Genomic DNA, 17,834 nt, shown 5'->3' with positions numbered 1-17,834 from the left:
GTCCTCGTGCGCGCGTTCATGGCTTTTCCTTTGCTTGCCCGGCGCGGCGGGGCAGCGGCCCCGGCTGGGGACCCCGTGCTGCGGCACTTTCCGCTTCGCCCTTTGGGCGGGAGGCCGCGCCGTCGGCTGCCTGCAATGCGCGTGCCGCGGCATCCTTGCCGGTTTGCCTGCTTTCTTCGGCTTGCAGCCCCATGAGCCAGGCTTCGCGTTCGCTTGCCGCCCGCCCGTCCGGCTGCGCCAGCGCCTGCATGGCCAACTCAATGGGAATGTGTGCCACGCCTTGTTTTTCGTCCACCCACGAATAGCCGTCGGCGATCTTTGCCTTTTGCGCCAGATAAGCCTGCAGTGCGGGCTGGGGCGTTGTTTCCAGGGCCGGCGCCGCGCCTTGTAATTGGCTGGGAGGCGGCCAATTGGGAATATCGCGAACATTCCATATTGATGTAAGCACCGACACCGCCGCCAACACCAGCGCGATCACGACCACAAGCAATGCCAGCAAGGGCAGGACGCGCCGCATGGGCGCCTCGTTTGAATAAGCCTGTTTCTGCGTCATTCGCCCTCCTGAACTTGTGTTGCGGCTATCGGCCTTTGGCGCATGCGATGTTCGCCCGGCAGCGGCATGGTCCGCAGCAGGGCGGCCATGCCGGCCAGTGCCAGGGGCGCCATCCATAAGGCGTGCCAGGTCAGTCCGGGCACGGACGGCAGCGTGACCCACACAGACTCCGCCCATCCCAGCATGCACAGGGCCATGGCCAGGCCACGCAAGCGCTGGCGATTCTGCTTGACGCTACGGAACAATAAAAGAAACAGCGGCGCAAAGAAGCCGGCCATAACCAGCGTTCCCCCAAGCCAGACCCAGCCTGTTTGAAGGCGCGGCACATACCATGCAATTTCGTTGGGCAGGTTTTCGGCCCATATGATCAGGAACTGTACGAAGCCCACATAGGCCCACATCAGCACATACATCAGCAGCAGGTTGCCCCAGTCGCGTCCCATTTCGGCGAGGAAGATGGTCTTGTCCTTGTATGGGGCCACGGGGCCGGCGTGTCCCGCGTTGCGCTGGCCTGGCGTCGTTTGCCATTGGCCGGGAGCGCTTGCACCCAGGACTCCCAGCGCAAATCCCAGCTTCATCTGCATGGCGACGGCGATCAGGCCGAAGCCGCTGGAATACCATTGCGGCATCAAGGACTGGACCAGATCGACGCTGGCCAGGCTGACGGTAAGGCCATAGACAAAAAGGCAGAATGCGCTTCCGCCTTTGCGCCGCTTGCCGGGCTGCGGCCTTTCGTACTGTTCATCAGCCGATGCGGCCGCGCGTCCTCTGACCGAGTCTATTTCCCGGGCGGTCCAGTAGGCTTCGCGGCGGGCCGACATCAGCGCCGTCGCCTGCCACAGTGCGGCATAGACCAGCAGGCGAACGGTGACGAAGGGGGGCGATAGCCATGCTGCCTTGAATGCGGGGGCCTCGGCTTGCGGCGTCCACCCCGGCTGGGCCCAGGGGTAGAACGTCCAGGCGGCGACAACAAGCGGAAGCATCAAGGCAAGAAGCATGGGCATGGCGGCTGCGACCCGGCGCCATATCGGCCGCAGCGGCAGCCCCCAGGCGCCGCCGGTCAAATCGTGCAGCCATAGATTGGCTTGCGAGCCCAGTACCGCCCCGGCGCAGGTCCACCATGCGGCCAGCCAGCAGGCATAGTAGGCCTGCCTGTCCACAAAGGCGCCAAGGCAGAACAACGCAATGGCAATCGCGCCGGCAAGCAGCCAGTTTGCGCTGTGCCAATTGTTGAAGCGCGTCATGGGTGGCCTCCTTTCGGGCCGGCAGGCGCCGCCGCGGTGTCGCTGCCCGATGCGCTGCCTTGGGCGCCGTCGCCTGAACCGGTGCTTGTTGATGCGGGCTCGTTGCCTGCCGGCGTGCCGGCCTGAACGGCCAGGGCCTTCCTGGCCTGTGCCGCCACGGCGGCCGGCAGGTGGTCCAGCTTTGCATGCTGGCTAAGCTGCAGCGCCCGCACATAGGCCACGATGGCCCAGCGCTCGGAAGGGCTGAGGCGGTCGGCATATGAAGCCATGACGCCATAGCCGTTGGAGATGACTGTGTAGATGTAGCGGTCGGGCACACCGCGCAGGCGGTCGCCATGATATGAAGGCGGTGCGGGAAAACCGCGCTGCACGATGCGCCCGTCGCCATCGCCCACCGCGCTGTGGCAAGGCATGCAATAAATATTGAAGCGCTCGCGTCCGTGTGCCAGCAGTTGCTCGTTCAGCGGATAGGGCTGCGTCAGCGCCGCGCTATCGCGCGCCTCGCGTTCGGCCTCTTGCGCCCCAAGGCGTCCGCTGGACGAGCCCGGGCGAGCGCCGCGCGCATACACGACTGTCCCGGGTGGAGGCGTGCGGGACCCCGAACCGTCCGGGAACATTTCGCTGGAGCGATAGGCCTTGCCCCTGGGTTGGTCGTACATATTGTGCAGCATCCGCTCGCAACCCGGCAGCTGCAGCAATAGCGGCAGTGCCAGCGCAAGGGCCGCATGCCGCCGCTTCACGACCACACCTCGACGGGTGTCTGGGCGCCCAATTGCGTGAGCACACGCGTCCAATGCTCGGTGTTGATCTTGTCTGTTCCGGCCGGCCCCGAGCGTACGCAAAGAAAGTACCGGTCCCGCGTGGCCAGCCCGAAATGGGGGGTGTTGAACACGGGATGGTAAATGCGCGGCAGGCCGTTGCTTAGCAGCATGCCGAAAACAGCGGCCAGCGCGGCGCACAGCACCGCCATTTCGAAAGTGACAGGTATGAACATGGGCCAGCTGTTGAGCGGGCGGCCGCCAATGTTCTCCGGAAATGAAACGACGGCCGCATACCACTGCATGAAAAATCCGCCCAGTCCGCCGACCAGGCCGCCCGCCAGGGTAATCAGCGGTATGCGGCTGGGCGGCAGTGCCAGCGCCTCGGTCAGCCCTTCCACGGCATAAGGCGCAAAGGCTTCCAGGCGCAAGTCCGGGTTCTCCCGGCGCAGCGTGCGAATTGCGTCGAGCAGGGCCTCGGGCGTTTCGAAGCGGCCCATGACGCCATAAAGCAGCGGCTTCATCGCGGTTCCTCCTCGGCGGTTTCCTGGACCAGTCCGCGCATTTCGGCCATGGAAATCATCGGCAGGTAGCGGATGAACATCAGGAACAGCCAGACAAACATGGCGATGGAGGAGAACAGGAAGGTCCAGTCCCAAAAAGAAGGTATGAAGATGCCCCACGAAGACGGAAGGAAGTCCTGATGCAGGCTTTGCACCACGATCAGAAAGCGCTCCATCCACATGCCGGCGTTGATGAGCAGGCTGATGACCAGCAGCGCCGGCACGCTGCGTCTAGCGCGCCGCCACCATAGCGCTTGCGGCAGCAGGACATTGCAGAAGATGTAGGCCCAGTAAACCGGCGCATAGGCGCCCGTGAACCGGTCCTGAGTCATATGGATTTCGTAGATGTCGCCGCTGTAGTAGGCCGTGAATATTTCCGAGGCATAGCCGTAGGCCACGAAAAGACTGCAGGCCAGCATGACCTTGGCGGCAAGGTCCAGATGGCGCAGGGTAATGAAGTCTTGCAGCTTGAAATAATGGCGCAGCGGAATGGCCAGCGTGATGACCATGGCGAATCCCGAGAACAGTGCGCCGGCCACGAAGTAAGGAGGAAAAATGGTGGAGTGGTATCCCGGCGTATTGCCGATCGAAAAATCCAGCGACACCACCGTGTGCACCGAAACCACCAAAGGCGTGGCCAGGCCCGCCAGCAAAAGGTATGCGGACTCATAGTGCTGCCAGTGGCGCGCATCGCCGCGCCAGCCCAGGGCCAACAAACCATAGGCCAGCCGCTTGCCATGGCTCTTGGCCTTGTCGCGCAGCGACGCCAGGTCCGGAATCAGGCCCACGTACCAAAAAAGCAGGGACACCAGCAAATAGGTGGAGATGGCGAAGATGTCCCAAACCAGGGGGCTGCGCCATTGCGGCCATAGCTCCATGCGGTTGGGGTAAGGCAAAAGCCAGTAGGCAAACCACGGGCGCCCAAGATGCAGTATGGGAAACAGCCCGGCAATGCCGGCCGCGAACAGCGTCATGGCTTCGGCATAGCGATTGATGGACGTGCGCCAGCGCTGGCGCAGCAGCAGGAGGATGGCTGAAATGAAAGTGCCCGCATGGCCTATGCCTATCCACCACACGAAGTTGCCCAGGGCAAAACCCCATGCCACCGGAATGTTGACGCCGAACAGGCCTACGCCGCGCATGAACAGCCAGGTGCTGGCCGCCAGCAGCACAAGCACGCCGGTAAAGCTGATAAGCAAGGCGCTGCGCCAGCGCCAGTGCGCCTGCCAGCCATGCGTCCAGGGCCCGCGCCGCGCCAGGACGATGCCGGTGATCTTGTCCGTGACGCTGCCGGCGGTCCAGCCCGCGCCCAGTTCCGGCGAGCCGGGCGACACGGCGGCGTCCATGTCGTGCTCAGCCATCGTCGCCCTCCAGATGCGCGGCAGCGTCGTCCAGCCGGGCCAGATAAGAGGTTCGTGGGCGTGTGTTCAACTCTTCCAGCACTGCATAGTTGCGCGGCGTGTCCCGGCTGCGGCTGACCCGGCTGGCAGGATCGTTGAGATTGCCGAACACAATGGCGCCGGTGGGGCATGTGGCCTCGCAGGCTGTTACTACTTCGCCGTCTTGTATGGGCCGGCCCGCCTTTTGCGCCTGGATGCGCGCATGCGATATGCGCTGTACGCAATAGGTGCACTTTTCCATGACGCCGCGCTGGCGCACGGTGACGTCGGGATTGGCGTGGGCGGCGGAGCTTGGGTCTGTTTGCGAGTATTGGAAGAAGTTGAAGTGCCGAACCTTGTATGGGCAGTTGTTGGAGCAGAAGCGCGTGCCTACGCAGCGGTTGTAGACCTGCACATTAAGACCCTCGCTGTCGTGCATGGTGGCGCCCACGGGGCACACGACTTCGCAAGGGGCGTTTTCGCAATGCTGGCACGCCATCGGCTGGAATTGGGTGCGGTTGCCTGTTTCTTCGCGGTAAAGGTCTACGCGTATCCAGTGCATCTCGCGGCCCAGCGAGACTTGTTCCGGTCCCACCACGGGAATGTTGTTCTCGGCCTGGCAGGCAATGGTGCAGGCATTGCAGCCGATGCAGGCATCCAGGTCCACCGTCATGCCCCAGGCATAGCTTTCGTACTCATGCTTGTCATACAGAGAAGCGGCGGGCCGGCGGGCCTGGTGTTCGCGCATTTGCCCATCCGCCGTCGGCATTGGCTCCGCGCCTTCCGGTTTGGGCGCTTTAGCAGCGGCCGCACCATCCGCGTTACCGCCGATGTCGGCGACGCGCACGGGGTGGCGCCCATGCAGGCTCATCTCATGCTGGGTGCGGGAGAAATCATGATGTTCGCCGGTTGCCAGAATGCTGACGGCACGGGTGCGCTGCGGCACGCCGTCGCGCATGTCTTGCAGTACATAGGCATCGTAGCCATGGCCCAGAGCAACGCTGCCGGCATGGGGCCTGCCATAGCCCAACGCCAGGGTGATGACGCCGTCCGCCTGTCCGGGCATGATCCAGACAGGCGCCAGCAGCCGCACTTGCCCATCTTCCGACGACAAAGACACGACGTCGCCTTGCCGCAAGTCATGGCCGTGCGCGGTCGCAGGGCTGATCAGGGCGGCGTTGTCCCATGTAATCTTGGAATAGGGCCGCGGCAGTTCCTGCAGCCAGGCATTGTTGGCAAACTGCCCGGCGACCAGGTTGCTGTCGTTCGCAAGAACGGCAACCAGCGGCGTGCGCTGTGCGGCAGCCGTGGCTACTTCGAGCTGGCCGGTTGCGAACGCGGCATCGACAGGAACCAGGGATTGCAAGACAGGGGCAGGTTCGACAATGCCGCGGCGCAGCGCTGCCTGCCATTGGCTTTCGAATGCTTCGTTGCTTTCGTTCTTCCAGATGGATTTCCATGTGGCCCGCACGCAGTCATGCGCGCTGCGCGTCTGTCCTGTTCCCAGTACATTCATGAACACATGTGGCGAACGCCCGCCGTAAAGCGGCGCAATTACAGGCTGCACGATGCTGGCCGTGCCGTCATGGCTGCGCGCATCGCTCCACGCTTCCAGTTCGTGCGTCATGGGCATATGCCAGGTGGCGCGGCGCGCGGTTTCGTCGCGATACAGGCCCATGTGAAACGAACGTCGTACTTTGCCAAGCGCCTGCGAGAACGCCAGCACGCCGGGCGTGTCGTATACAGGATTCACGTCCAGCATGACCAGAGCGTCGACCGCGCCGTCGTTCATGGCCGAGACAAGTTCTGCAAGGCCGGCAGGATGGCCGCGGCCTTGATCCCCGCCGGCAAAGCCTGTGCGTGCTTCCGCTTGCGGCGGGGTTGCCTGGGGCAGCGCGAATACAGTCTTGCCGATATTGCCAAGCAGCATGTTGATGCGCCAAGCCAATAGATGGGCCCTTTCCGACAGGCTGGCGCCGGGCGCAATGACGCTGCGGCCGCGGGCCTCCAGCAATTGCTTCAACACACCATCAGTCCAGGACGAGGCGCGCGAAGAAGCCTGCATGGTGCCGGGCTTCGCCTCGCTACGTTCATGTGCGCCATTCGCATCTGCCTTTGGCGCAGCTGCATCCGCCGTGCCGGCTGCGGACGGAGCATCACCATGCGGATCTTGCCTCTCTTCGTTGGCATTTGCGGCCTCAAGCCGCAATACAATCGTTTCCAGCATGCTCTCCATGTCCGCCGGCGAAACCGCCAGGCGGCTGTCAGCTAGCGCTCCGCACAGGCCGGGGGTGCTTTCCAGCGCATACATGCGGGCCCGCGCGGTTTGCTTGCGCGCCTGCATGAAGTCATGCGCATTGCGCACGCCGTCGCTGCCCGGCCCGAATAACTCGGCGTCCACGCTTAGCACCACGCGGGCCTGGTCCAGGCGATAGACCGTACGCGCCGGTTGGCCGAACACGCGCTGCATGGCGGCTGCGCGCGGGCCGCTGTCCGATGGATCATGCACATGCCAGCGCGCGGCGGGGAAAGCGGCCAGTATGCTGCCGATCTGGCCCAGCAAAGTGGGCGAGGACACCGGTCCGGTCAGCAAGCGCAATCCGGCTCCGCCGCTATTGGCTTGCTCCTGCCTGACTTGCGCAAGCGCTTCCAGCAGCTCGGGCCACGTAGACAGCTGTTGCGAGTTCGTGATCCCGCGCGACCGCTCCGGATCCCACAGTGTCAGTACGGCAGCCTGGGTTTGTGCGTCGGCCGCGCCCATGCTGGCCGGATGGGCGCTATTGCCTTCTATCTTGATCGGCCGGCCGGACTCGGTTTCCACCAGCACTCCCACGCCGTAGCCTCCGCGCAGCAGCGTGCTGGCATAGAAGACCGGGTCGCCCGGCACCATGCCTTCCGGCATATTCACGTACGGCATGATTTTTTCTGGCGGCCGCTGGCTGCATCCGGTGCCGGCAAGCGCCGCCGCGGCCGCCATTATTTTCAGCGCACGCCGCCGCCCCGGGTCCGGGACTTCGGACGCATTCTTCGTTGCTTCTGCATGCAGGTCGATATCGAGGGGAATAACGGAAGGGCGTCTCATGTTTCTCCCGGTCATCGATGGCAAGTTGAACAGGACGTCATGCGAGGCGTGTCCTCCAGCTGCAGCAGGCGCAATAACTGCGCCCGCTCGGCATCGCTCAGCTTGGGCAGAGTGCGCATGGCGGTGACATGATCCAGCGGAACCACTTGCTTGGAAGGGTCCCTATGGCAGTCCAGGCACCATTGCATGTCCAGCGACTCCTGCCGCACCAGCACCGGCATCTGGTCCACACGGCCATGGCAGCTTACGCATGCCACGCCTTTATTGACGTGGATGCTGTGATTGAAGAATACGAAGTCCGGCAGGTCGTACACACGGTTCCACTGTATGGGCTTGCCGCTGCGCATGCTTTCATGCAGGGGGGCAAGCGTTGGAGAGTCGCGGAACAACTGGGAATGGCAGGTCAGGCAAATGCCGGTGGAAGGCATGCCGGCCGAAGCCGATGTCTGAACCGAGGTATGGCAATAGCGGCAGTCTATGCCGTCGTCGCCCACATGGTGTTTATGGCTGAACGGAATGGGCTGTTCCACCGCAACGCCGGGCTCGACCGGCGAGGTCGTTTGCCAGACCATGCCCACTATCGTCAGCAGCAATAGCCCAACCGGCACCAGCAGTATCAGTTTGACGAGCAGGATTTGGGATCGTTCCAGAAGCTGAGGCATGCCGCAGCCTTCAGTGCAGGAAATGCGTAAGCAGATGCTTGCAATGCGGGCCGTACTTTCGTGCCGTCTCGCGCAACCCGATCTTGGCTTTCACCGGCGGCGCATGCTCGCGGCAGCGATCTTGCAGCCGCACGAATACAAGCCGAATTTTCTTCTCTGTAGCCATTGGCGTCTTCCGAGCTTGGGGAAACTTCATGCCTTACAGCAAGGCACATACCCGAACACGGCGCACAATGGGCGTGGCATGCGCCGATGCGGCTTACAAAGACATGCAAAATTTACGTTTTAAGCGGCTTGTCAGTCTGTCGCCGAACGCGTCATGGGCAGCGCGCGGTCCGCATGCTCTTGGCACCAAAAAAAGAGCCTCGTGCAATACGAGGCTCTTCGTGCGTCGACAAGTAGTCGACAACCATTACGGCGATTACTTCAGGGCGCACTCGGCGTGATAGGCGTCCTGATGGTTGGGCAAAGGTTTGGCAATGGTCTTCAGTGAAACGCGGCCCTTGTCGTCTTTGGCGACCTCGAAAGCGTACATGTCCTGAATCGGGAAATGGTTGTTGCCGAATTTGAAATTGCCCCGCACCGACTTGAAGTCGGCGGCCTTCAGGGCTTTGCGGAATGCGTCTTTATCGTCGGCCTTGCCGCCGGTTTTGCGCAGCGCGCTATCGATGAGCAGGGCAGAGTCATAAGCCTGTGCAGCGTACTGCGACGGGATGCGGCCGTATTTCTTTTCAAAGTCCGCAACGAATTTCTTGCTGACGGGATTGTCGAAGTCCGGGCCCCAGAAGGTACCGGAAATGACGCCCAGGGCCGTGTCCTTGAGGGCGGGCAGGGTGGTGCCGTCCACGGTGGAAGCGCTAAGCAAAGGCTGTTTGCCCAACATGCCCGCCTGGTGGAACTGCTTGATGAAGTTCACGCCCATGCCGCCCGGGTAGAACACATAGACGGCATCGGGGGCCGCCGCCTGCAACTGGGCGATTTCGGCGGAGTAGTCGGGCTGGTTGATTTGCGTGTAGACCTCGCCGACCACCTTGCCCTTGAAAAGACGCTTGAAGCCGGCCAGCTGGTCTTTGCCCGACTGGTAGTTCGGGGCCATCAGGTAGACGTTCTTGTAGCCCTTCTGGTTGGCGTATGCGCCGACGACTTCGGCCTGGTTGTCGTTTTGCCAAGAGGTGAAAAAGAAATTGTCATTGCACTGCTTGCCGGCGAGTGGAGCCGGGCCGGCGTTAGAACTGATCAAGAATGTGCCGGCTTCGGCCACCGGCTTGGCGATAGCCATCAGCACGTTGGAAAAGGTTATGCCTGTAATGATGTCGACATGTTCTTTTTCGACCAGCTTGCGTGCGTTCTGAACACCCAGGTCCGGCTTGAGCTGGTCGTCTTCCTTGACGATTTCGGTTTTCGTGTCTCCGAGCTTGCCGCCCAATTGGTCTACCGCCAGCATGAAGCCGTCGTACTGGTCTTGCCCCAGGGCGGCGGCCGGTCCCGACAAAGTGGCCATAAAACCAATCTTTACATCGGCCTGCGCAGCGGAAATTCCGCCAAAAGCCAGAGCCAAAGCCACAACACCACCCGACAACTGCAATTTTTTCTTCATAACGTCTCCTTTTATGGTTAAAGCACTTTACGGCAATGTACATGGTCTTGTTATACGTGATAACCAGTGTTTGCCCGGAGTGATATGAGATTTGGCTATCGTTTGCGGTATGTAGGGTGCCGGCAGACGGCCCAGGCGCAGGCAAGAACGGGTAGGCCCAAGCCTGTCCAGGCAAGGGCGTCCAATCCGTTGTCGCCCAACAAGCAGGCGATCAACTTACCGCAAATTCCCCGTATGCCCAAGTGAATAGCGCCCCGGCTGCGGCCAGACCGTCAGTCCATGGGGCTGGCGTCCCACTTTGACCTGCTCCACCGCACCGGTGTCGGTATCGAAACGATAGACAACGTTGTCGTACCTTCCCGATAGCCACAGGTATTTCCCGTCGGCGCTGACATTGCCCATGTCGGGGCTGCCGCCGCCGGCGATCGGCCAGTTCTTGGTAACGGTTCGTGTGGCAAAGTCAATGACCGAGACGCTTCCTTTGCCGCCCGGCTTGCCGCGTATCTTGTTGGTTCCGCGGTTGGCGGCATACAGGCTTTTGCCGTCGCGGCTTGGGTACAGGCCGTGTGCGCCGATGCCTGTTTCAATAAAGCCTATTTGCTTGAAGGTCTCGCCGTCGACGATATGCACGCCGTCAGCCATCATGTCGGCCACGAAAAACACCTTCCCGTCGGGCGAGGCCCGCACGTCCTGGGGCATTCCCGGCGTGGTGCATATCTCGGCCGCGGGGTCGACCGGGTCGGGCACCAAACGCGGCTTCTTGCCGGGAGAGGCGATCAGCGCCAGCACTTCGGGGCGTTTGTAGTACTTGCTAAGCTTGAGGTTGCCGATGACTTTGCGGTTGACCAGGTCGATCTTGATGATCGAGCCGTTGAACTCGCAGGTGAACAGCGCGAACTTGCCGTCGATGGAGAAGTCGGCGTGATTGACCCCTTTGCAGTCAGGAGTTGCAATGGAGTACTGCAGCGCCATGGTGGACGGATCGCGAAAATCCAGGCGCTTGTAATCTTCCGCCACCACAATGGCGGACTTGCCGTCCGGCGACCAATAAAGATTGTAGGGGTCGTCAACCGGGATGGATTTTCCGGGCTTCCCGGTTTTTGGGTCGATCGGCGTCAAACTGCCGGTGCGCTGGCCTTCGGCGTTGTTGGCCACCCACAGGGTGCTCAAGTCCCAGCTCGGCACGACGTGCTGGGGATTGAGCCCAACCTTGAAGGTGTCGACGACCTTAAGCGTGGCGGGGTCGATGACGGACACCGTATTGTCTGTATGGTTGGGCACGTATACCCGTTCCAGCGCGCCGGCGGTAGCAGGGCTCATGTGGCCGGAGGCTGTCTCGCTATATAGATTGTTGCGATCGACGACCGGCGGCATGCCGGCTACCTCGGTCCAGGCTGGGGCCTGCGTGGCCGGGACCTGCGCGGCCGGGACCGGAGGCTCGGGCTCGGTGGCGGGGTGGGTCTGGGCCACGGCCCATAATGCGCCCGAGCCCGAGACGGCAAACAAGGCGGCAGCCGCCGCATGACGATACTTAAGCATAAGAAGTCTTCAACCTTTGGTCCGCACCGAAGATGTCGTTGTATAAAAGATAAGGAATTCAGCGCTGCTCATTCTGGGCGCTGCGAATCGCAGCCACGGTTTTTGCAACGATCAAATCAACGCCCAGTTGCCCCAGCGCCGCGCTGGAAGCCCTGGGATCGCCGTCAACGCCCGCAGCCTTTCCTTCCCGCGCCGCGCGCGCTGTGTTTTCTTGTTCGACCAAGCCGGCATCGAGGGCCATCGTCAGCGACGTGTCGGCAAGGCCGGCGTGCACGCCAATCTGCTTGTCGGTATAGCCTTTGTCCCGCAGGATTTTTGGAAAATCGATGTCTGCGGCCTTGTAGTATTCGGCTATATAGTGCGCACGGGTGCGTGTTCCAGCCCATTCGCGGTTCAGGCGCGTGGCGACCGCCTTCAACTGGGACTGATAACCGCCGTGGTCGCCTATCAGGACAATATCGGTAAAGCCGTGCTGCCTGAAACTTCGGGCGGCCGAACTCAACAGGCTTTTGAAGGTGTCGTCCGATATGGAAATGGTGCCCGCAAACCGCATGTGCGCGGCGGGCGGCGTAATCGAGCCTTCAGGAACATAGGCGATTACCGGCGCCACCAGTGCATTTCCCAGAGCCGTCGCGATTTTTCCCGCCAATACCCTGGCGCGCGCATTGTGTTTTCCAAGGGCGATGTGCGGGCCGCTTTGCTCGGTGCCGCCCACGGGGATAATGATGGTGGTCTTGCCCGCGCGCAAATCGTCGCGCACTTCGGTCCAGGTCAGGTTTTCAAGAAACACGCCGCCTGCTTTCGACCAGGCGGGCTGGCTTGGCGCCGCCGCCCATAAAGCCAGGGCCATGATGGCCGCACGCAAAAATGGGCTCCGGTGAAGCACAAAGGTCACGGCGTTTTTGCAGAACGAGTAAGGGTCGGGCGTCGGCAAGGTGTTCACATTTATCTAAAAAGCCCGCAGAGCCTTGATAAAAAGCAGGGAGACGCTGCGGTCCAACATAATCTTGCCTTGAACGTACTCGTTTTTTACACCGGAAATCGACCGTCGTTTTAGACGTCCTCAGTTTCGATATTATGAATACTTTTTGAAACAGCGCGTTATTTTTTCGCGCTGGATCGCTGACCGGGTCGGTACAAAGAAAGGCCGCCCAAGCACGTGCCAAACCCGCCGTATCGGCGCCGATGGCCGCGCTGCGCGTTGGACAGGGTTCCGCAATTTACGCCGTAAGATGTAACTGTTGTAGACGCGCGACACATTGCGCAGTAGAATGCCCTCTACGTTTGTTGTTTTTATACCGCAACATGTGTTGCCTTGCTCCTCGGCCATGCTCGACATGGCTTGTTTTTTGGCAGGCAAATTCATAAGGCCGCTTTGCAGTGGCCCGGCCGTTCGGCCGAATCAACACCAGCCTTCGGGCTGCGATACACCGCCAGCCGGCATCGATCGGCGGCACACTGCACCCGCTGCAATAAATTCAGACCGTCAAGGTCTTTTGCTGCGCGCTGCGAAGGGCACCCGTTCGTGTTCTTTATTTTCTTCGGCTTGTCCGGCCCCGACGGGGTTGTCCAGGCCGGGCGCAGCCGTGGCCAATTGCAAGCCGGTGCTTTGCGGGGCTATGCCTCCCGCCGCCTTCGGGCGTGAACGGCATCAATGTTGTTTATCGCTTATTTCACTACGAACCAGACAGATAACACGCTCTTGAAGGATTATTGACGCATGCACGAGACGGCACTATTTCAGCTATCTACGTCTACCACCATACTGCTGCTGGCCGGCTTTTATCTGGCCACTTTCCTGATGTCCTTGATAATCGGCAAAAGGCACGAGAATGTCGATGGCTATATGGTTTCGAACAATGCCATCGGCTTTGGGCTTTCAGCGGCCAGCATGATCGCAACCTGGATCTGGGCCGCCTCTTTCTACGCCAGCGCCAGCGCGGGATACAAGTTCGGGATATCGGGCCCTATCCATTACGGCCTGTGGGGCGCGCTGATGATACTTTTCATTTATCCCTTCGGCATGCGCTTTCGCAAGCTGGCGCCCAAGGCGCATACGCTGGCCGAGATCATGTATGCACGCCACGGCAAGTCCAGCCAGATGATACTGGCCATATCCAATATTATCGGCAGCTGTATCAGCCTGATGGTCAACTTCACGGCGGCCGGAGCCCTGGTTTCGGTACTTAGCCCGTTAAGTTTCATACAAGGCGTTCTGATAGCCGGCGTGGGCGTGTTGTCGTATACGATCTGGTCGGGATTCCGGGCGTCGGTGCTGACCGATTTTGCCCAGCTCATAGCCATGATCATTGCCGCCGTCGTAATCATTCCGTTGATTTTCTTCAACCTGGGCGGCCCGGACATGCTGGCGGCGAATATGCCCAATCTTAGCCTGGCGCAAAGCGATTTCTTTTCCACCGAAGCATTCTTGCAGCAAGGCGCGCCATATCTGGTTGCCGTGCTGGCGTATGCCATCGGCAACCAGACGATCGCCCAGCGGCTTTTTGCGGTGCGCGAAGACTTGATTCGGCCGACGTTCATTACCGCCACGGTGGGCTACGGCGCTATTGTGATCGGCCTAGGCATGCTGGGCTTGCTGGCGCTGTTCATCGGCCTCAAGCCGCTGGACGGCAATATGAACAACATCATTCCGCAGATGGCCTCCACCTACTTGCCGCCGTTCGCCATCGGCCTGTTTTTTGTGCTGGTTATCGGCTCGCTGTCATCGACGGCGGACGCCGACCTTTGTGCCTTGTCCGCCATTGTCATGACCGATATCTACGGCAAGAGCCTGGCGCGCGGAACCCCCAATCCCAAGCGCATGCTGTTCTGGGGCCGTTTTACCATGGTTGCGGCGACGATGCTGGGCGTGGTCTTTGCAAGTCTGCGCCTGGATATCCTGATGATGCTGGTGTTTGTCGGCGCTTTATGGGGCGCCATTGTGTTCCCGGTCATCATGAGCTTTTACTGGGACAGGATCACCAATAAGGCATTCACGCTGGCTGTAGGCAGCGCGGTGGCAATGTTTGTCGTTGCACGCTTCGAACTGCTGCCCATGACGGGCGCCATTGCCGTGGTGTTCGAATTATTCGCCACGGTGGGCGTGGGCGTTGTGGCCGGCCTGATGGCTTTCGGCTTTTTCGGCAAGAAAGTTGGCGCGATTTGCGGCTTGCTGGCGGCGGCGGCCATGTTGCCCTACAGCATCGGGTTCTTGCGCGACTACGCGGTACTGCTTAGTGCCCTGACTTCGTATGGCGTCAGCGCAATAGTGTGCGTGACGGTAAGCCTGCGCAGCAACCAGCGCTTCGATTTCGACTTGCTTGACGAGCGCGTCGTGTCGTTCCAGCGCAGCACCGCGGCGCTGGCCCGCACGTAAATTTTCAAGGAGTAAAAATGACTGTTTTTGGTTTGACTGCTTATATTCTGGTTTGGCCCGTTCTTTCGGCCGTTGTCTTGTTATTGTTGCTGGCCGCCTTTGCCAAGGACGTCCTGGATGCGCGCAAAAACGGCGGGGACATGCTGTAACGAGGGCCTTCAAGGAACAGGAAAGCCTTGAGGCCCGGGGCAGGCAGGCTTCAAGGCGACCGGTCCTTGAGATTACGATTAACAGTAGGCGCTATGTTTCAACGGCTGATAAAAATTGTTTGAAGAGGTTCCGGCCAGAGGGCCGGGATCCATCTTCCACCACAAAATAGCTTTTTGACACCTTTTGGCGCTTGCGCGGATTGTAACTGCGAGTCAATATAGGCACACCGATTCTTCGGTGTTACCTTTATGAGGTGTTATATGCGCATTTCGACTCGTGGTTTAGTTCTTGCCGCCATACTCAGCGGAGCCATGGCAGTGCCTGCCCTGGCACAGACGTCGGCCCAAAGCGGCTCTACCGCAACTGCACCGGCAAAATCAACGCCTTCAAAAGCTCAAACAGAACAGCAGCAGCGCATGGTCAAGTGCAATGCCGACGCCAAGGGTAAAAAAGGCGACGAACGCAAGACCTTCATGAGTTCCTGCCTGAAGGGCGAAACAGCCGCCAACGGCAAGGCCCTTACCTCATCCCAGCAACGCATGAAAGACTGCAACGCCCAGGCCGCCACGCAAAACCTGTCCGGCGACAAACGCAAAACCTTCATGAGCACCTGCTTAAAAGCCAAGTAATTGGTTTCGCGCCGTTTTCGGCGCAAAGCCTGCCGGGTCGCGCCGAAGGCGGCGCAAAGCCCGCCGGGGTCGCGCTGCCTTCGGCGCAAAGCCCTCCGGGGCAGTGCCGTTTTCGGCGCAAAGCCCTCCGGGGCAGTGCCGTTTTCGGCGCAAAGCCCCCTTAGCCTCTCGGCAAGCGGCGGGGCGCGGTGATCCTTGTTAATATCTTGGGTTTACCGACTGTCACATCAGAGAAGCCCTATGCCGCAATACCGTTCCCGTACCTCGACCCACGGCCGCAACATGGCTGGCGCGCGCGCTCTTTGGCGCGCTACCGGCATGAAAGACGGCGATTTCAATAAGCCCATCATTGCCGTCGTCAACTCTTTTACCCAGTTCGTACCGGGCCATGTCCACTTGAAGGACATGGGACAGTTGGTGGCGCGCCACATCGAGGCGGCGGGCGGTGTGGCCAAGGAATTCAACACGATCGCCGTCGACGACGGGATTGCCATGGGCCACGGCGGGATGCTGTATTCGTTGCCGTCGCGAGAACTCATCGCCGATTCGGTCGAGTACATGGTCAATGCCCACTGCGCCGATGCCATGGTGTGCATTTCGAACTGCGACAAAATCACCCCGGGCATGCTGATGGCGGCCATGCGGCTTAACATTCCCGTGGTGTTCGTTTCCGGCGGCCCGATGGAAGCGGGCAAAGTCATTGACCCCGGCACCAAGAAAATCCTGATGAAGCTGGACCTGGTCGACGCCATGGTCAAGGCGGCGGACTCCAGCGTCAGCGACGCCGAGGTTGACCAGATCGAGCGCAGCGCCTGTCCTACCTGCGGCTCATGTTCCGGAATGTTCACCGCCAACTCCATGAACTGCCTGACCGAAGCATTGGGCCTGGCCTTGCCTGGCAACGGCACGGTGCTTGCCACCCATGCGCGCCGCAAAGGCTTGTTCGAAGAGGCCGGCCGCCTGATTGTGGACTTGTGCAAGCGCTACTACGAAGAGGACGATGAATCCGTCTTGCCGCGCAGCATTGCCAGCGTCGCAGCGTTCGAAAATGCCATGACATTGGATGTTGCCATGGGCGGGTCCACCAATACGGTTCTGCACCTGCTTGCGGCGGCACAGGAAGCCGAGGTCGAATTCACCATGTCGGACATCGACCGCATTTCGCGGCGCGTTCCGTGCCTGTGCAAGGTCGCGCCCGCCACCGACAAATACCATATGGAAGATGTGCACCGCGCGGGCGGCATCATGGCCATTCTGGGCGAGTTGGCGCGCGCCAATCTGCTCAATCTGGATGTCGGCAACGTGCATAGCGGCACCCTGGGCCAGGCCATTGCGACCTGGGACGTGGGCGGCTCGCCGGTCAGCGACGAGATCAACACCTTCTATAAAGCCTCGCCCGGCGGCATACCCACCCAGGTGGCCTTCAGCCAGGACCGGCAATACAGCACCCTGGACCTGGATCGCCAAAACGGCTGCATCCGCTCCAAAGAACACGCTTATTCGCAAGATGGCGGCCTTGCCGTACTTTACGGCAACCTGGCTCCCAATGGCTGCATCGTCAAGACGGCGGGCGTGGACGACAGCATCCTGACCTTTACCGGCATCGCCCGGGTTTACGAAAGCCAGGAAGATTCTGTAGCAGGCATACTCAACGGCCAGGTCAAGGCAGGCGACGTCGTCATCATCCGCTACGAAGGCCCCAAGGGCGGTCCCGGCATGCAGGAGATGCTCTATCCCACTTCCTACCTGAAGTCCAAAGGCCTGGGCGCCAGTTCAGCCTTGCTGACCGACGGCCGCTTTTCGGGCGGGTCTTCGGGGCTTGTCATAGGCCACGCCTCGCCCGAGGCGGCCGAAGGCGGCAATATCGGCCTGGTCAACGATGGCGACACGATTGAAATCGACATTCCCAATCGTACGATCAACCTCGCGATCAGCGACCAGGAACTGGCCGACCGCCGTGCCGCCATGGAGGCGCGCGGCGAACAGGCCTGGCAGCCTTTGAATCGCGAGCGCGTCGTTTCGCAAGCGTTGAAAGCCTATGCAGCCCTGGCCACTTCCGCGGACCGCGGCGCCGTGCGCGATGTCAGCCAACTGAGCAAACGCCGCTAGGCGCGCGACAGTTCTTTCAGCGAAAAAGGGCTGGTTTCGGCCCCTTTTTTCGCCTCGCGGCGGCGCTGCATCCGATATGGCCGGCATTGCAGCCATCGCCGACGGGACGCCCGTTGCTTGTCCGCGGCAATCACCCTGTTCTCAATCCGGTTGAAAATACCGGGGGTCGGTGCGACACTGTGCCCTTATCCCG

Annotated in this window: 15 protein-coding genes; 4 read left to right on the top strand and 11 right to left on the bottom strand. The window is 61.0% G+C overall.

The features are described from left to right. Nucleotides 1–16 precede the first annotated feature (16 nt). From DFR37_RS19800 to DFR37_RS19755, 11 genes are all read right to left on the bottom strand, one after another. Complete coding sequence (locus DFR37_RS19800; RefSeq protein WP_113934918.1) at nt 17–553, bottom strand: hypothetical protein; 537 nt, start codon at nt 551–553, stop codon at nt 17–19. Continuing rightward, a complete protein-coding gene (locus tag DFR37_RS19795) occupies nt 550–1,797 on the bottom strand; it encodes a hypothetical protein (protein WP_113934917.1) in 1,248 nt (415 codons plus the stop codon). Before DFR37_RS19795 ends, DFR37_RS19800 begins: the two co-directional genes overlap by 4 nt. Beyond that, nucleotides 1,794–2,537, bottom strand: a complete 744-nt coding sequence (locus DFR37_RS19790) for a c-type cytochrome (protein WP_242341911.1) — start codon at nt 2,535–2,537, stop codon at nt 1,794–1,796. Before DFR37_RS19790 ends, DFR37_RS19795 begins: the two co-directional genes overlap by 4 nt. After that, nucleotides 2,534–3,079, bottom strand: a complete 546-nt coding sequence (locus DFR37_RS19785; protein WP_113934916.1) for a DUF3341 domain-containing protein — start codon at nt 3,077–3,079, stop codon at nt 2,534–2,536. The genes DFR37_RS19790 and DFR37_RS19785 overlap by 4 nt, the downstream gene beginning before the upstream one ends. After that, entirely contained in the window at nt 3,076–4,479 is a 1,404-nt protein-coding gene (gene nrfD / locus DFR37_RS19780) for an NrfD/PsrC family molybdoenzyme membrane anchor subunit (protein WP_113934915.1), read from the bottom strand. The genes DFR37_RS19785 and nrfD overlap by 4 nt, the downstream gene beginning before the upstream one ends. Continuing rightward, nucleotides 4,472–7,579 carry a 4Fe-4S dicluster domain-containing protein gene (locus DFR37_RS19775; protein WP_211317296.1) on the bottom strand — a complete coding sequence of 1,036 codons (3,108 nt, stop codon included), beginning with the start codon at nt 7,577–7,579 and terminating at the stop codon, nt 4,472–4,474. Before DFR37_RS19775 ends, nrfD begins: the two co-directional genes overlap by 8 nt. Nucleotides 7,580–7,590: 11 nt before the next feature. After that, nucleotides 7,591–8,241: a cytochrome c3 family protein gene (locus DFR37_RS19770; protein WP_113934913.1), complete on the bottom strand. Its 651-nt coding sequence runs from the start codon at nt 8,239–8,241 to the stop codon at nt 7,591–7,593. A gap of 10 nt (nt 8,242–8,251) precedes the next feature. Beyond that, a complete protein-coding gene (locus DFR37_RS23085) occupies nt 8,252–8,407 on the bottom strand; it encodes a hypothetical protein (RefSeq protein ID WP_170139961.1) in 156 nt (51 codons plus the stop codon). A 255-nt stretch (nt 8,408–8,662) separates the two neighbouring features. Continuing rightward, nucleotides 8,663–9,838 (bottom strand): ABC transporter substrate-binding protein, encoded by a 1,176-nt coding sequence (locus DFR37_RS19765; RefSeq protein ID WP_113934912.1) that lies wholly within the window; start codon nt 9,836–9,838, stop codon nt 8,663–8,665. Nucleotides 9,839–10,054: 216 nt separating this feature from the next. Beyond that, entirely contained in the window at nt 10,055–11,212 is a 1,158-nt protein-coding gene (locus DFR37_RS19760; RefSeq protein ID WP_242341919.1) for a YncE family protein, read from the bottom strand. A gap of 223 nt (nt 11,213–11,435) precedes the next feature. Beyond that, nucleotides 11,436–12,242, bottom strand: a complete 807-nt coding sequence (locus DFR37_RS19755) for a creatininase family protein (RefSeq protein ID WP_242341912.1) — start codon at nt 12,240–12,242, stop codon at nt 11,436–11,438. A gap of 855 nt (nt 12,243–13,097) precedes the next feature. On the opposite strand from DFR37_RS19755, the gene DFR37_RS19750 reads away from it, so the two are divergent. The 4 genes from DFR37_RS19750 to ilvD all read left to right on the top strand — a co-directional run bounded on the left by DFR37_RS19750 (nt 13,098) and on the right by ilvD (nt 17,641). Next, nucleotides 13,098–14,753 carry a sodium:solute symporter family transporter gene (locus DFR37_RS19750; RefSeq protein WP_113934910.1) on the top strand — a complete coding sequence of 552 codons (1,656 nt, stop codon included), beginning with the start codon at nt 13,098–13,100 and terminating at the stop codon, nt 14,751–14,753. 17 nt (nt 14,754–14,770) lie between these two features. Further along, nucleotides 14,771–14,902 carry a putative transporter small subunit gene (locus tag DFR37_RS23170; RefSeq protein ID WP_211317294.1) on the top strand — a complete coding sequence of 44 codons (132 nt, stop codon included), beginning with the start codon at nt 14,771–14,773 and terminating at the stop codon, nt 14,900–14,902. A 312-nt stretch (nt 14,903–15,214) separates the two neighbouring features. Continuing rightward, entirely contained in the window at nt 15,215–15,532 is a 318-nt protein-coding gene (locus DFR37_RS19745) for a PsiF family protein (protein WP_211317302.1), read from the top strand. Nucleotides 15,533–15,772: 240 nt separating this feature from the next. Beyond that, on the top strand, nt 15,773–17,641 hold the full coding sequence (gene ilvD / locus DFR37_RS19740) for a dihydroxy-acid dehydratase (RefSeq protein WP_113934908.1): 1,869 nt from the start codon (nt 15,773–15,775) through the stop codon (nt 17,639–17,641). The last annotated feature ends 193 nt before the right edge of the window (nt 17,642–17,834 follow it).

The organism is Eoetvoesiella caeni, from assembly GCF_003315175.1.
GTDB classification, from domain to species: domain Bacteria; phylum Pseudomonadota; class Gammaproteobacteria; order Burkholderiales; family Burkholderiaceae_B; genus Eoetvoesia; species Eoetvoesia caeni.
This window is presented reverse-complemented; position numbering and strand designations above follow the sequence as displayed.